This window comes from Enterococcus sp. LJL120 (genome assembly GCF_054871765.1).
The window spans coordinates 114288-128961 of record NZ_JBTXLV010000005.1 but is presented as its reverse complement, the minus strand read 5'-3'; the positions used below and the strand labels follow the sequence as shown (position 1 = coordinate 128961).

Below are 14674 nucleotides of genomic sequence, written 5' to 3'. Positions count from 1 at the left end.
AATCAACAAAAAATATTTTTTATTTTTACCTTTACAAAAAAATATTTTTTTGTATAATGAAATTATAAAGATTGGAGGCGCTAACATGGAAGTTGGGGTTGTCGGTTTGGGAAAGATGGGCTTAAATCTTGCCTACAACTTAAAAGATCATGGTTATGATGTCAAAGGGATGGATGTTTCGGTTGAAGCGGTGAAAGCAGCAAAAGAGAAAGGAATTACTATTTTTTCTGAAGCGGCGGATTTGGTTGCATCCTTTAATGAACGACGGATTATCTGGTTGATGTTGCCAGCAGGGGAGATTACCGAAAATGTTTTAGATGTTTTCTTTCCATTGTTAAATGAAAACGATATCGTAATCGAAGGCGGCAATTCGAATTACAAAGATTCAATTCGACGAGCTGCCAAATTTGCTGAGAAACAGATCAGCTATTTTGACTGCGGGACTTCAGGCGGGATTTCTGGTGCCCGTCAAGATGCTTGTCTGATGATTGGCGGAGACCAAGAAGTTTTTTCGACTATTGAACAAATTTTTCAAGACCTGGCAGTGGAGAAGGGCTATTTATATGCTGGCGCTTCAGGCAGTGGTCATTTTCTGAAAATGGTCCATAACGGGATTGAATACGGCATGATGCAAGCGATTGGCGAAGGCTTTCAACTGGTAGAGCAAAGTGATTACAATTTTGATTTAGCCGATGTTGCCCAAGTGTGGAATCATGGTTCAGTTGTTCGTAGCTGGTTGATGGAAATCGCTGAAGCGCAATTTAGAGAGAGCCCTAAACTGGCAGATTACCGTGGAGTAGTTGCGGCGTCAGGTGAAGCCAAATGGACGGTAGAAACGGCCCTTGAAATGGAGGTGCCGGTACCGACAATTGCTTTAAGTTTGTTTATGCGGAACTTGTCGCAGGAAGAAGATAGTTTTTCAGCAAAAGTTGTTTCAGCTTTACGTAATGGATTTGGTGGTCATGCAGTCGTGAAAAAGGATTAGGAGGGCGTAGGGTGTCAAACTATTCAATTGCTATTGTTAATTCCAGCAGTTTTGGAAAAGTCTTTCCCCAGCATATTGCTGAATTAGAGAAGATTGGACCGGTAGAATTTTTTAATGTCGACGGTGAGATTGGTGGCAAGGAGCTTGCTGAGATTTTACAGGGCTACAATATTATTATTGCGAGTGTCACGCCATTTTTTACTCAGGAATTTTTTGATTATAAAGATGAACTTATTTTAATTACTCGGCATGGCATCGGGTATAACAATGTAGACCTAGAGGCAGCGAAAAAACATAATACCATCGTCACCATTATCCCAGCATTAGTAGAGCGGGATGCTGTCGCAGAAAATAATGTCACCAATTTATTAGCTTTGCTCCGTTGCAGTATTGAAGCTCAAAATGCTGTTCGCAAAGATCAGTGGGAGAAGCGGGCCGATTTTGTCGGTCGTGCTCTTTTCAATAAGACAGTCGGTGTAATTGGCGTCGGCAATACTGGTAGCTGCGTTGTTGAAATATTGCGTAATGGATTCCGTTGCGAGGTCTTAGCCTATGATCCTTATAAATCCCATCTGCATATTCAAAGCTACGGTGGGAAAAAAGTTGAGTTTGCTGAGCTTTTAGCGAAATCAGATATTATTTGCCTATGTGCTAATCTAACCGAAGAAAATTATCATATGATTGATACTGCTGAAATTGCTCAGATGAAGGAGCATGTGTATATTTCTAACAGTGCTCGCGGTGCTTTAGTCAGCGAAGCGGCCATTGTTGCTGGCTTAACTTCTGGTAAGATTGCTGGCTTTGCAACTGATGTGTTAGAAGAAGAGCCTGGCAGAAAGGATTATCCTTATCTAGCATTTGAAAATGTGGTCATCACGCCCCATACCTCGGCCTATACAATGGAATGTTTAGAGGAAATGGGTAATAAGTGCGTGCGGGATGTTATTGATGTGTCAAAACAGAGATTGCCGGAACGGGCGGTACAAGCTGTGAGTAAGTATCTTTTTTAAAAGGGGTGTTGTAGGGTGCTAACAGATTTAAAGGTCAAGGTTGGACCACAATTTTATCGCTATCATCAAGGAGCGCTAGATTTTGTGCCAACGGTCTTAGATGAGTTCCAAGCTCAGCGAATCCTTGTGGTACACGGGAATGTTTCTTGGGAAAAAGCTCGACCACGATTGGATTTTTTACAAAATGCAAATTATCAATTTTTCTATCATCGTTATACTGGCGAGTGTAGCTATTATGGAGCAGACTTGATTGCTGAATTGGTGGCAGCGCAGGAAATTGATTTTATCATTGGTGTTGGCGGTGGGAAACTGGCCGATTTAGTTGGTTTTTCTGCCCATCAATTAAATGTGAATTTTGGAGTGATTCCAACTTTAGCTAGTAATTGTGCACCATGGACACCACTGTCCGTCATGTATAAAGAAAGCGGTGAGTCAGAAGGCAAGTCGGAGCATTATCTTAGACAAGCGAATTTCTTGATTACTGATCCAGAATTAGTGATTGATGCACCGGTTGAATATTTTATCGCCGGGTTAGCTGATACGATTGCAAAGTGGTATGAATCTGTCAGTATCTTGGCTCAACCAGAATTGCAAAAGGAACCTTTCTTACAAGTTGCTGGTTATGTGGCGCAACTGTGTAAAGAAGCAATCATGGAAGATGGCGCTAAAGCCATAGCAGATATGCAGTCAGGTATCGTCTCAGAAGAATTTGTTCATCTTTCAGAAATTGTTTTTGCTGTCGCTGGTTTGGTGGGAGGCTTAGGCGATAAATACGCCCGCAATGCCGCTGCCCATGCAATGCATGATGCTATCAGTAAATATCTGCCAAAAAGTCATCACTTTCTCCATGGGGAAAAAGTGGCTTACGGAATTTTTTATCAGATGGCACTGGAAAACAAGTGGTCAGAAATTGATGATTTAATGCCATTTTATCAAGAGTTAAACTTGCCGATTTCTCTACATCAAATGGAAATCTTTCCAGAGGATCCTCAAGTGATTACTGAAATTGTTGATTTTATTGATTCAAAAGAAAAAGTCCACTTGATTCCGATTCCAATTACCAAGGACTTATTACGGGATGCAATTTATCAATTAGAAGATTATTTTAAATAAGGTTTAGAGGAGGATAAAATGAATACATTAACTGTAGTTCAAAGTTTACTGATTGCCCTATGGGTTGCCGCTGTCATGTCAAGATGGCTAGGTGGTGGGGCGACTTTAACCCTGCGTTTCTCACCTTTAATGACCGGTTTGGTCGTAGGGATTATTATGGGAGATGTCGCACAGGCGATGATTGTTACTGCCGCTTTACAGATGATTTATATGGGAGTTTTCTCACCAGGGGGTTCGATGCCGGCAGAGCCGTCAATTGCCGCAGCGATTGCCGTACCGGTAGCTCTTTTAGGGGATTTACAACCGGAGGCAGCGATTGCTGTTGCCGTTCCAGTTGGTTTGTTAGGAAGCTATTTGTATCAATTCCGTTTCTTCATCAATACTTTCTTAGGTAAGTATACGGATAAAGCAGTGGAAGACTTAAATCCAAAAGCAATTGCTCGTTCTATCATCTGGTATCCGACGATTGCTTCCTTTATTCTGTTTGTACCTTTAGTCTTTATTGCTTTGTACTTTGGCGCACCAGTTATTGCCGATGTTATCAATGCTTTAGAAGGAACCGTTGTGATTCACATTTTAGAAGTAGTCGGTGGCGGTTTAGCTGCTATCGGGATTGCGACAACTGTTTATGTTATCGGTCGTAAAGACTTTATGGTGTTCTTCTTCTTGGCATACTTTATGAGTGTTGTCTTGGCTTCATTAGAAATCACGATGGTAACTTATGCAATCTTCGGCGTTTTAATTGCCTTAATCTTTGTCCAATCGCAAAAGGGCGGTAAAAATAAAGCCGTAGCTAGTGCTAGCAGCGATAATGGCGGATCAAGTAGTGATTTTGATGACGACGATGATTACGATGACGGGTTCTAAACCAGAGGAGGAGCGAAAAACATGGCAGAAGAAGTAACGACTAAAACTAATTTAGCACCAGAGGATATAACTAAAAAAGATGTGACGAAAGCCTACTTAAGATGGCATTTCGCCAATGAAATTCCTCATTCATTCGAACGCTATCTAGCACCATCTCTACTTTATGCGATGATGCCGATTTTAAGAAAACTCTATAAAAATGATGATTCACTAAAGGCCGCTTATAAACGGCAGCTATTGTTCTTCAATACTCAGCTGAGTTGGGGTGGGGGCGTTATCACCGGTCTGATGTCATCAATGGAACAACAACGGGCTGAAGAGGAATATGAAGAAAAAGAAGTCATGATGCAAGATGATTTAATGTACAATACCAAAGCTGGTCTGATGGGCGCTTTAGCTGGTATTGGGGATGCGATTGACTCAGGAACAGTCCAATATATCTTTATCGCTATTGCTGTCCCTTGGGCTCAACAAGGAAGTGCTCTAGGTGCACTCTTCCCGTTTGTCTGTTTTGCGATTTATCAAGCAGTGTTAGGTGTTTTCTTTGCACGGCAGGCCTTCAGTATGGGCCGCAATGCTTCAGGATTGATGCAAAGTACCGGTGTTCAAACAGCGATTGAAACCCTTTCTGTACTTGGTTTGTTTATGATGGGAGTCTTAGCTGGTAACTATGTCAAAGTTTCATCGACATTACAGTTTGCGATTTCAGGCCGAGAGTTTATTGTTCAGGATATTCTCGATCAGATTGTCCCTGGGATTTTACCACTGGCAGTCGTAATGGGTGTATACTGGTATTACACGAAAAAAGGTCTCAATGTAACGAAAGCCCTGTTATGGCTGACAGCAATTTTAATTGTCTTGGCTGGTATCGGAATACTATAAAAATTAAGGAAGTGGTTCTAAGATGGGAAAAATTAATTTAGCACGGGTCGATGAACGTTTAATTCATGGTCAAGTGATGGTGACTCTTTCACAAAAAAGCGGTGTCAATTCAATCTTCGTTGTGGATGAAGTAGTTGCGAAAGATAAATTTATGCGGGACTTGTATAAAAATGCCGGTAGTCGAACTGGACAAAAAACAATTGTCATCACCCCCGAAAAAGCCAAATTCTATTGGGATGAATATGAATTCAAAGATTATAATTGTATCTTGATTGTGAAAACGGTCAGCACAATTTATGATTTGGTGAAACATGGTATTCCAATGGAGGAATTAAATATTGGTGGGATTGCCCAAAAGGACCCGGACAAAGATTTATTAGTGACCAAATCAGTTTATCTGAATAAAGAGGATGCAGAACGCTTGAAGGATTTGAATGAAAATTACGGCGTTAAAGATATCTATTTCCAAGCAACACCTTCAGCACCAAAATCCAGTCTGCAAGATGTTTTGAAACAATTTAATTTATAGGAAAATAAACTTGGCTGTGCCATTGACTAAGCTGATTTGCTGATAGTGCAAATCGGCAGGGGATGTCACAGCCTTCTCTTTAAAGAGTGGAAATGATGGGTGATAACATGTTTACAGGTGAAGAATTTAAGGATTGGTTATTTCGCTACCAATATGTGATGCGGGTTAGGCGGACAGATCGCAGTAAAAAACGATTTATTTCTGCCTTGGTGGCAGATATCGCCAAATTTCGCCAAGATATTCAAGTGGTGGAGTACAATGCAACAAAGAAAAATGCTTCCCGCAATATTTATGTTGGAGATATTGAAAAGGCCGATAAAATAATTTGCAGCTATTATGATACACCGCCGCAAAGCTTTGGTGGCTATCGTTTCTTTAATTCACAACAGCAAGGAAAAAAGACGTTGCAGTTTATCCTTGCCTCGACTTTATTGATGGTGGCAGTCGGCATTGGCGGTACGCTACTTTATATGAATATGGTCACCAGCCCCTTTGATATTTCTTCACCGATAACATTATTGGCTATTGTGATTTTTGGAATTTATTTTTATGGTCTTGGCAAAGTGACCCAAGGGCTTTCACGACGAAATAACTTGATTCGGAATACTTCGTCGGTCTTGTTTTTGTTGTCCATGGCCAAGGAGATGACTGATAAGAAGACAGCTTTCGCTTTTATTGACGAAGGTAGTTATGGGGAAGTCGGACTAGAGGTCTTGCGGCAAAGTAGCAATCCGCGGGCACAGCTTTTCTACTTAGATTGTATTGGAGCTTCGGCGCCATTGCATTTTATCGGTCAAAATATATCGCAAAAAACATTGGAAGCCGCCCAAATTGATTATGAAATAAAGAGCAGTCAGGTGAATTACATCTTTGCTGCTGACGGAGAGCCAGCGGAATATCAGCTGTCTCCAGAAAAATTGAATCAGAAAACCTTAAATGTAGAAAATCTAGAAAAAGTTAGGAAATTGTTAGCAGATAAGTAAGACCTAGTATATGAGGAGGATGTTCAATGTTAGGAATTGTAATTGCCACCCACGGCACGTTAAGCGATGGGTTGAAGGATTCAGCAGAAGTCATTATTGGCGCGACTAATAACATCGCGACTGTCAATCTAAACCAAGGCGATGATGTGCAAGCTTTAGGAGAAAAAATTAAAGCGGCGGTTCTGTCAGTGAATCAAGGAGATGGGGTCATTATTTTGACCGACTTAGTAAGTGCTAGTCCATACAACCAATCCGTTTTAATTGCGAGTGGTTTGGATAAGGAATTACAGGATGCTGTGTATATTATCGGCGGAGTGAATTTACCGATGTTGATTGAAACGATTAATCATCAATTGCTGGGAACGGATATTGCAGAAGTTGGACAAGCGGTTCTAGATCAAGGGACAGCAGGTTTAAACTTGTGGCATATATCACAAGTGGCTGATGATGACGACGAGGACGATGATTTTTAAAAAGGAGGACAGCAGATGAAATGGGGATTTAGATGGTACGGTGAAGGAGATTCCATTCCTTTAGCCAATGTAAGACAAATTCCGGGAATTAATGGCATTGTCGGTACGTTACTCAATAAAATGCCAGGGGATGTCTGGGAAGTAAGTGAAATTCAGGCTTTAAAAGATTCGATTGAGGCTGGGAATTTAGAATTATTAGGTATTGAAAGTGTCGCAATTCACGATGCTATCAAGGCAGGCACAGATGAACGGGACAAATACATCGACAATTATATTCAAACGATTAAAAATTTGTCTAAATGTGATGTTCATATGATTTGTTACAGCTTCAAGCCCATTTTTGGTTGGGCCAAAACTAATTTGTTCTACGAAAATGAAGATGGCAGTTTTTCTTTGATGTACGATCAATCAGTTGTAGACAATATGCAGCCAAGTGAAATGTATCAATTGATTCACAGCCAATCTCGAGGCTTCAAACTGCCGGGCTGGGAAGAAGAACGCTTGAATAAGTTCAACAGCTTGGTGGAGATTTACGAAGGCGTCACTGAAGAAATTTTATTTGACAACCTTGCTTATTTCTTAAAGAAAATCATTCCGGTTTGCGAGGAGATGGACGTCAAAATGGCGATTCATCCGGATGATCCACCATGGGAAATTTTTGATTTTCCACGGATTACCAAAAACCTCACCGACTTGAAAAAAATCTTAAGCATCGTCGATTCACCTTATAATGGAATTACTATGTGTACCGGTTCATTGGGAGCTGATCCTGATAATGATTTAGTTGAAATGATTCACGAAGTCGGTCAGCGGATTAATTTTGTCCACTTCCGGAATGTAAAATTCTTAGGGGAGCGTAAATTTGAAGAATCAGCTCATCTTTCAACAGAGGGTTCTTTGGATATGTATGCGCTGATGAAGGCTTTAGTGGATGTCGGCTTTGATGGCGTGATTCGGCCAGACCACGGCCGCACAGTCTGGGGCGAGGTGGCAATGCCAGGGTATGGACTTTACGACCGGGCGATGGGCATCACCTACATGCAAGGATTACACGAAGCAGTTAGCAAAAGTTCAAAATAAATTTGCGGGAAAAGAGGCTTTTCTGATGTTAGCAGATATGAATCACCAACTGTATCAGCAAATTGCTGAAACTAAATTATTGCCGTTGTACACAGCAACAGATTTATCGTATTTAGATAAATTAGAAGAAATTTTAGTTGCCAATGATATCAAATTTATCGAAGTGACCTTCCGCAGTAGCTTGGCTGCCGCCGCAATTGAAAAATTGGCGGCTTCCGGAAAATTAATTGTCGGAGCCGGCACGGTGCGGACACTGGAGCAGGCTCAACAGGCAGTTGAAAATGGTGCTCAATTTATCGTTTCGCCGGCAGTTGTGCCAGCAGTGATTGAGTACAGCATCCAACAAGGCATTCCCATTTTTCCGGGGACTGCTACTCCCGGTGATATTCAGCGGGCAACTGAATATGGCATTAAAGTCGTGAAATTCTTCCCAGCCGATATTTACGGTGGCTTAAAGGCCATCAAAGCATTGCGGGGACCTTTTTACGATGTGGAATTTTTACCGACAGGCGGTATCAATGATACCAATTACTTGGAATATTTAGCAACTGAAGGCATCATTGCTGTGGGCGGCTCCTTTATTATTTCAGAGGAAGCCATTAAAAAAGACAATGGTGTCAGTGCAAACAAAGTACTGGCAGAGTTAATAAAGGGCATTAAGCAATAAAAAATTTATGAGATATCCCATAAGTTCACGAAGGAATTAAGTTTTGATTTTAGCTGTTTTCTTTTTATAGAAGACAGCACATAGTCAGGCGGAGATTCTGCATGGGCCTATGGGATTTTTTTATTAAGGGGGCAACAACTTGGCTAAATTAAAATTGTTTATTTTTGATATGGATGGTCTGATGTTTGAGACTGGGCGCTTAGCATACCGAGCGTATTTGAAATCTGCGGAGGAATTTGATTATGAGATGACGCATAATGTGTACTATTATTTAACAGGGAAAACAGAGGCGGCTATTTTTGCAGGTATGAAGGATCTTTATGGTGAAGAGCAGCCAACAGATAGCTGGCGGGAGGCAATGGGGCATTATAAGGACCAGATTTTTGCTGCCGAACAGCGGGTATTCAAGAAAAAAGGATTAGTGGAATTGATGGAATTTGCCAAAGAACAGCAAATTTTGCTAGCGGTCGCCTCTTCTAATACGGAGGAAAAAATTCGGACCTATTTAGCATTAGAGGATGTTGAAAAATATGTTGATTTTATCATCACTGGTGACGATGTCAGCAAGGGGAAACCAGATCCGGAAATATTTTTAGCGGCGGTTCAAAAGGCGGGGGTAGAAAAAGAGCAAGCGGTTATTTTTGAAGACTCCCGGGCGGGGATTCAAGCTGCCAATAATGCGGGGATTTCTGTGATCCTGGTTGAAGATGATATTACGGATTTGCCAGTGCGCAAAAACGGCACGCCTTTAATAAAAGATTTGAGTCAATTTCGAGAAAGTCCGACAACTGCGGATTTTCAATTTGTCGATTTACTGGCGGCCAAAAATTTTTTGGCAGAAAAAAACCTAGAGCTCAACTAACCAAACTAACTGCAACTTCAATTTAGTAAAATAAAAAAATTTGAAAAAAGCTATCGAATTTCTTTTTAAGACAATACCGCTTATTAAGTGGTTGTCTAAAACAGTCTTCTTTCAAAACTTTGTTTGCTAATCAATTGAAGAGGCAGTTTTTTTATGGGAACAAATTTTCGCCTTTTTGCTGAATTTGCCAGCAAAGAATGATAAAATTAACAAAAGTAAAAAAGGAGGGCCTTATGCGACTTTTACATATAGCGGATTTTCATTTTGATCGGGCCTTTGAAGGTCTGCCGCAAAATCAAGGGATTGATTTTACAAGTTTAGAGGGAATCAATCAACAAGTTTGGCAGAACACACTGGATATTGCCTTAAAGCGACAAGTAGACGCAGTAATTTTAGCTGGTGATACGTTTCATCAGGTCCAGTCGTCTTTAAAAATGCAGCGGCTTTTTTTTGATGGCTTGCAGCAATTGGCACAGGCAAACATTCAAATTGTGGTGATTTTTGGCAATCATGATTACTATCAAGAAAATAAATTTTGGTTTCATTTTCCCGAAGAGGCAATCGTTTTTACAGAAGAAAAGGTCAGTACAAAAATTATTCCTTTAGCCAATGGTGAAACCGTGGCTTTTTCCGGTTTTAGTTTTACTAAGCCGTGGATTGTGGAGGAAAAGGCCTTGGAATTTCCACTGCGGGAGCGGGTCGACTATCATATTGGCGTTTATCATGGGGAAATTGGCAATCAAAATCGCTATGCACCGTTTCAAGTCGGCCAGTTGGCGGAAAAAGGCTATGATTATTGGGCTTTGGGGCACATTCATAAAGGTCAACAGGTTTTTGAGCGGGGCTATTACGCCGGCACGCCTCAAGGACATAATCAAAAAGAAAATAGTGGGACTGGCGTTTTATTAGTTGATATTAAGGGCAGTGATCTTTCAGTTGAAGCTGTTTCCGTAGCTGAAGTCGACTGGCAGACGCAGCAGATTTCCCTAAAAGATTTAAAAGAAATCGGTCAATTGGGAGCAACTTTAGTAGGCAAAATCAAGGCGGCGCTAGCGACTCAGCGGCAGACTTTTTTACGACTGAGTTTACAAGATTATGACCAATTGGGAAATGAATTTATCAAACGTGTTCAGTCAGGAGAAGCCTTAAGCTTATTAAACCAACAGCTGCAACAGGTTCATGAGCCGATTGTTGTGACTGAGATTAATTTAGAGTCTGTTGCAAGTGAAAGCGGACTGCCAATTTCTGAAGAATTATTGAATCAAGGGCTGGCGTCATATCAGGATCAGGAAATTTTTAATAATGCCCTCAAGGATTTAACGGCTAATCCAGATTTGCGGGGGATTTTGGCTGACGATTTTCAAGAGCAGGTGCTAAGGGCGACGCAAAAATTAATTAAGCTGCAGGAGTAAACATAGACTAACAGAGTATTTATGGTTAGTGATAGAAACGAGGACAAGATGGAATTAATCAAAGCAGAAATTGCCGGCTTTGGCAAATGGCAGCAAACAAATTTTGATTTTGTTAAAGGAAATCAGCTGTTTTTTGGCTTGAACGAAGAGGGCAAGTCAACTTTGTATCAATTTATTATTGTGATGCTCTTTGGCTTTCCTAATAAAGGCAAGCGTCGGCGCAGTTACGAGCCGGCAGACGGCGCCAGCTTTGGCGGGCGACTGTGGATTTCACATCCTGTTTATGGCAGCTTGCTGATTGAACGTTTCCGCGGCAAAAATCGAGGCAAAGCGACGGTTTTTAAGGAGGGAAATCGCTTTGATGAGGACTATTTAACGAAGGTTTTAAGCCCTTTGACAGAAGATAGTTTTCGCAAGGTCTTTACTTTAAATCAAGAGCAGTTGACGGATTTAAATCAGCTGCAGGAAAATGAATTGCATGAGCTGTTGACCTCCCTTGGCGCTGTCGGCAGTGCTGATATTTTTCAAACGCGTCAGCGCTTTGATAATCAGGCCCAGAGTATTTATAAACGGCGGGGACTGCGGCAGCCGCTAAACGAGAAGCTGCGGCAATTGCAACAGTTGCAAAAAAAAGTTCGAGACAAACAGGACCAAGAGGAAAGTTTTGGCCGTTTGATTCAGCAACGGGAAAAATTGCAGCAGGAGTTAAACCAGCTGACCCAAAAAAATGCCAAATTGCAAGAAGATAATCTGACCTTTGCTCAACAGGAAGCCCATTGGCCTCAATATGAGGAGTGGCAACGGCTGCAGCAGGCACACCCGCAAATTTCTGATCAGGAATTAGCATTTTTAAATGAGGAATATCAAAAATATCAGCAGCTGGCCAAACGGATTGAAGAGTTGGCAGAACAGCGAGAAAAAGCGCAGGACACCAGTAATTTAGGCAATGATTTTTATTTTTATTTAGAAAATGAAGAACAAATTCAGCAGGTTCTGCAAAAGGAACCTCAGCTGCGGGTGGTTTTGGAGCGCTTAAATCAACAGGGCAATCAAAAAGATCAAGATTTTTTAGAAAATTATCAAGCGGTTTGGGGCTGGAGTCCGCAGTTTCCGCCGCAGACCTTATCAACGGCGGAACAGGAGCGCTTTCGAAATGACTATCAACAGCTGTTATCAGAAGAACAGCAACTGCAGCTGCGCCTACAATTAGCTGATGAACAACGGGCGCAACTAGATCAAGAGGTAGAATTTTTAGAAGCAGATGAAAATCTGCAACGGCCAGCTGCAACATCTACTAAAACACTGCCGTTAGTTTTGATTGGCAGTGGTCTTGTTGCAGGGATTTTTAGTATTTTAGTTTTAAATGGTGTTGCTAGAGGCTTGGGTTTCCTTTTAGCCGGCTTACTATTAATTGGCGGTGGATATCTCGCTTTTTTCAATAAGCAAAGCCAACAAAAAGCAACTGGCCCACAGACTGGTCAAAGAAAGCTCTGGCAGGAAAAATTAGTTCAATTGGATCAAGTTCAAGGGGCGATTTTTGACTATGAGGAGCAGCTAAAGACTAATGAAATGAGCCTTAAGCAATTGCAGCAAAACTTTTCAGAGGTGATTCGCAGTCACCACTTAGGCAATCTGACTTTGGAAAACTTTTCTGAAGGCCTTCAGGATTTAACTTATTATCTGAAGGTGCTGGCGGATTTTTCTGAAGGTCAGGCAGTGTTTGAAACTGCCGAACAAGAGGCGCAGCAATTTTTCAACGAGATTCAGTTTTTAAGTCCTTGGCTGCCATTAAAAGACAGCAGCATTCCAGAAATTTTCCAGCAGATTAAAGATTTTGCCCGCCAGATGCAGATGGTCAAAGCTAGCCAAAGTCAACAGCAGATTTTATTTATTCAACAGGATTTTTTGCAGCAGACAAAATTGCAGCGGGAGAGTTTGACTCAGCTACAGCCTTTTATGGAGCGCTTCAAATTAAAACAGCCTTCTGATTTGGTGACCTTTATTGAAGCCGAAAATCAGCTGCGGGCTGCAGAAAAACGGTTAATGGAATTAGAGCCAGTGATTGCCGAGTTTTTCCCGATGGAACTGACAAAAAACGAGTTTCAATATGGGCAGATGGCTTTACGTAAGGAAATTGACGCCACCAATCAACACTCTCAAAGAGTTTTGCAGGAAGAACAGCGATTGTCGGCAGAAATTCAGCAGATGGAAGCAGATGGCCGTTTAGATGAGCTATATGCTCAGCTAGCGGGGCTGGAAACAGAGGTTCAGCAGTTAGCACTTGAGTGGAGCCAGTACAAGATTGCCGAAAATCTTTTGGGGGATTTATCGACGGAGCTCTCCAATGTCCAATTGCCAGCTTTGTTGAGTAAGGCCAGCCATTTTATCGAAATTTTGACAGAAGGGCGCTATCAGAGCATTGAGTACCAAGAGGATTTGGTCTTACGTGCACAACGGCAGACGTTTTCTTTATTTGAATTGTCCACCGGCACCCGAGATCAGGTAATGATGGCGATTCGTTTTGGCTTTTTAGCTTTAGAAAAAAATCGGCAGTTGGCTCCGATTATGATTGATGACGGTTGGCTTCACTATGATTATCGTCGCAAGCAGCAATTAGCCAAACTTTTGGCTGAATTTGGCAAGGAACAGCAAATCATCTGTTTCTCTTCTGACCGGGAAATGTTAAGCTATTATCAAGAGTTTCAACAATCGGTAAATTATTTAGGAGGAAATTCCCTTGAAAAAAATTAAACAGCTCACCTTGGATGAAGAATTTGAATCTTTTGTCTTGATTAAAGGTGCCGATGTCCGTTTGGCTAAAAATAAAAAGAAATTTATCGCTTTTACCTTCCAAGATACTTCTGGGACCATCGATGGAAAATATTGGGATGCCTCTGAAGAAGAAATTAATCGCTATACAGCTGGGAAAGTTGTTTTGCTAACTGGTAAGCGGGAAGTTTATCAGGGAAATCCCCAGGTTAAAATTTTGCATCTGCGCTTAGCGAAACCAGAGGAGCCCGCTGATCCAAGTTTGTATATGGAAAGAGCACCCCTTAAGCGGGAAGCGATGGAAGAGGAAATCAATCAGACGATTTTTGAAATCACTAACGCCCATTGGAATCGGATTGTCCGTTTCCTATTGAATAAATTTCAAAAGGAATTTTTTGAGTTTCCAGCAGCCAAACGCAATCACCACGCCTTTGCCGGTGGCTTAGCCTATCATACATTGACGATGCTACATCTAGGTAAGAGCATTGCTAAAGAATATCCAGAACTAAATGCTTCTTTGTTATATGCGGGGATTTTGCTCCATGACCTAGGTAAGGTTATGGAATTGACAGGACCGGTTGCCACGGAATATACAATTGAAGGAAATTTAGTCGGCCATTTGGTCATGGTGGACGAAGAAATCGTCAAGGCCTGCGGTCAATTAAAGATTGACGAAAAGGCAGAGGATGTAATTGTGCTGCGACATATGGTCTTGGCGCATCACGGCTTATTAGAATATGGTTCACCTGTTCGGCCGCGGATTATGGAGGCGGAAATTTTGCATCAAATTGATAATTTAGATGCTTCCATGCAAATGATGCTTTCAGCAATCCGGCAAACGGAACCGGGACAATACACCGAAAGAATTTTCGGCATGGATAACCGTAGTTTTTATGTACCAAAAACTGAATAACAGAAAAATCAAGCGACCTCTAAAAATTAGTTTTTTAAGCTAATTTCTGGGGGTCGCTTTTATTAGTTATGGCAGATGAATTTTTTCAAACTAAAAAACCAGCTTTAGCTAGAGAGCTAAGGCTGGTCA

The 14674-nt window shown here is 41.4% G+C and carries 14 protein-coding genes; all 14 read left to right on the top strand.

Features of this window, described 5'->3' with window-relative positions; all coding sequences use genetic code 11:
- Positions 1–85 precede the first annotated feature (85 nt).
- Positions 86–985: a phosphogluconate dehydrogenase (NAD(+)-dependent, decarboxylating) gene (gnd, locus tag ACYSNU_RS09750; protein ID WP_461737032.1), complete on the top strand. Its 900-nt coding sequence runs from the start codon at positions 86–88 to the stop codon at positions 983–985.
- Positions 986–996: 11 nt separating this feature from the next.
- Complete coding sequence (locus tag ACYSNU_RS09745) at positions 997–1995, top strand: D-isomer specific 2-hydroxyacid dehydrogenase family protein (RefSeq protein WP_461737031.1); 999 nt, start codon at positions 997–999, stop codon at positions 1993–1995.
- 15 nt (positions 1996–2010) lie between these two features.
- Positions 2011–3108, top strand: a complete 1098-nt coding sequence (locus ACYSNU_RS09740; protein WP_461737030.1) for an iron-containing alcohol dehydrogenase family protein — start codon at positions 2011–2013, stop codon at positions 3106–3108.
- 18 nt (positions 3109–3126) lie between these two features.
- Positions 3127–3975, top strand: a complete 849-nt coding sequence (locus tag ACYSNU_RS09735) for a PTS mannose/fructose/sorbose/N-acetylgalactosamine transporter subunit IIC (RefSeq protein ID WP_461737029.1) — start codon at positions 3127–3129, stop codon at positions 3973–3975.
- A 21-nt stretch (positions 3976–3996) separates the two neighbouring features.
- The gene (locus ACYSNU_RS09730) at positions 3997–4857 is read left to right on the top strand and encodes a PTS system mannose/fructose/sorbose family transporter subunit IID (RefSeq protein WP_461737028.1); all 861 of its coding nucleotides are present in this window, start codon (positions 3997–3999) and stop codon (positions 4855–4857) included.
- 22 nt (positions 4858–4879) lie between these two features.
- Positions 4880–5386, top strand: coding sequence for a PTS system mannose/fructose/N-acetylgalactosamine-transporter subunit IIB (locus ACYSNU_RS09725; RefSeq protein WP_461737027.1), 507 nt, complete (start codon positions 4880–4882; stop codon positions 5384–5386).
- A gap of 95 nt (positions 5387–5481) precedes the next feature.
- Positions 5482–6369, top strand: a complete 888-nt coding sequence (locus ACYSNU_RS09720) for a hypothetical protein (protein WP_461737026.1) — start codon at positions 5482–5484, stop codon at positions 6367–6369.
- A 26-nt stretch (positions 6370–6395) separates the two neighbouring features.
- The gene (locus ACYSNU_RS09715; RefSeq protein WP_461737025.1) at positions 6396–6842 is read left to right on the top strand and encodes a PTS sugar transporter subunit IIA; all 447 of its coding nucleotides are present in this window, start codon (positions 6396–6398) and stop codon (positions 6840–6842) included.
- Positions 6843–6857: 15 nt separating this feature from the next.
- Positions 6858–7922 (top strand): mannonate dehydratase, encoded by a 1065-nt coding sequence (gene uxuA / locus ACYSNU_RS09710; protein ID WP_461737024.1) that lies wholly within the window; start codon positions 6858–6860, stop codon positions 7920–7922.
- A 25-nt stretch (positions 7923–7947) separates the two neighbouring features.
- Complete coding sequence (locus ACYSNU_RS09705) at positions 7948–8589, top strand: bifunctional 4-hydroxy-2-oxoglutarate aldolase/2-dehydro-3-deoxy-phosphogluconate aldolase (RefSeq protein WP_461737023.1); 642 nt, start codon at positions 7948–7950, stop codon at positions 8587–8589.
- Between the two features lie 139 nt (positions 8590–8728).
- Positions 8729–9451 (top strand): HAD family hydrolase, encoded by a 723-nt coding sequence (locus ACYSNU_RS09700; RefSeq protein WP_461737022.1) that lies wholly within the window; start codon positions 8729–8731, stop codon positions 9449–9451.
- A 233-nt stretch (positions 9452–9684) separates the two neighbouring features.
- Entirely contained in the window at positions 9685–10863 is a 1179-nt protein-coding gene (locus ACYSNU_RS09695; protein ID WP_461737021.1) for a metallophosphoesterase family protein, read from the top strand.
- Between the two features lie 48 nt (positions 10864–10911).
- Positions 10912–13614: an ATP-binding protein gene (locus tag ACYSNU_RS09690; protein ID WP_461737020.1), complete on the top strand. Its 2703-nt coding sequence runs from the start codon at positions 10912–10914 to the stop codon at positions 13612–13614.
- On the top strand, positions 13601–14545 hold the full coding sequence (locus ACYSNU_RS09685; protein ID WP_461737019.1) for a 3'-5' exoribonuclease YhaM family protein: 945 nt from the start codon (positions 13601–13603) through the stop codon (positions 14543–14545). Before ACYSNU_RS09690 ends, ACYSNU_RS09685 begins: the two co-directional genes overlap by 14 nt.
- Positions 14546–14674 lie beyond the last annotated feature (129 nt).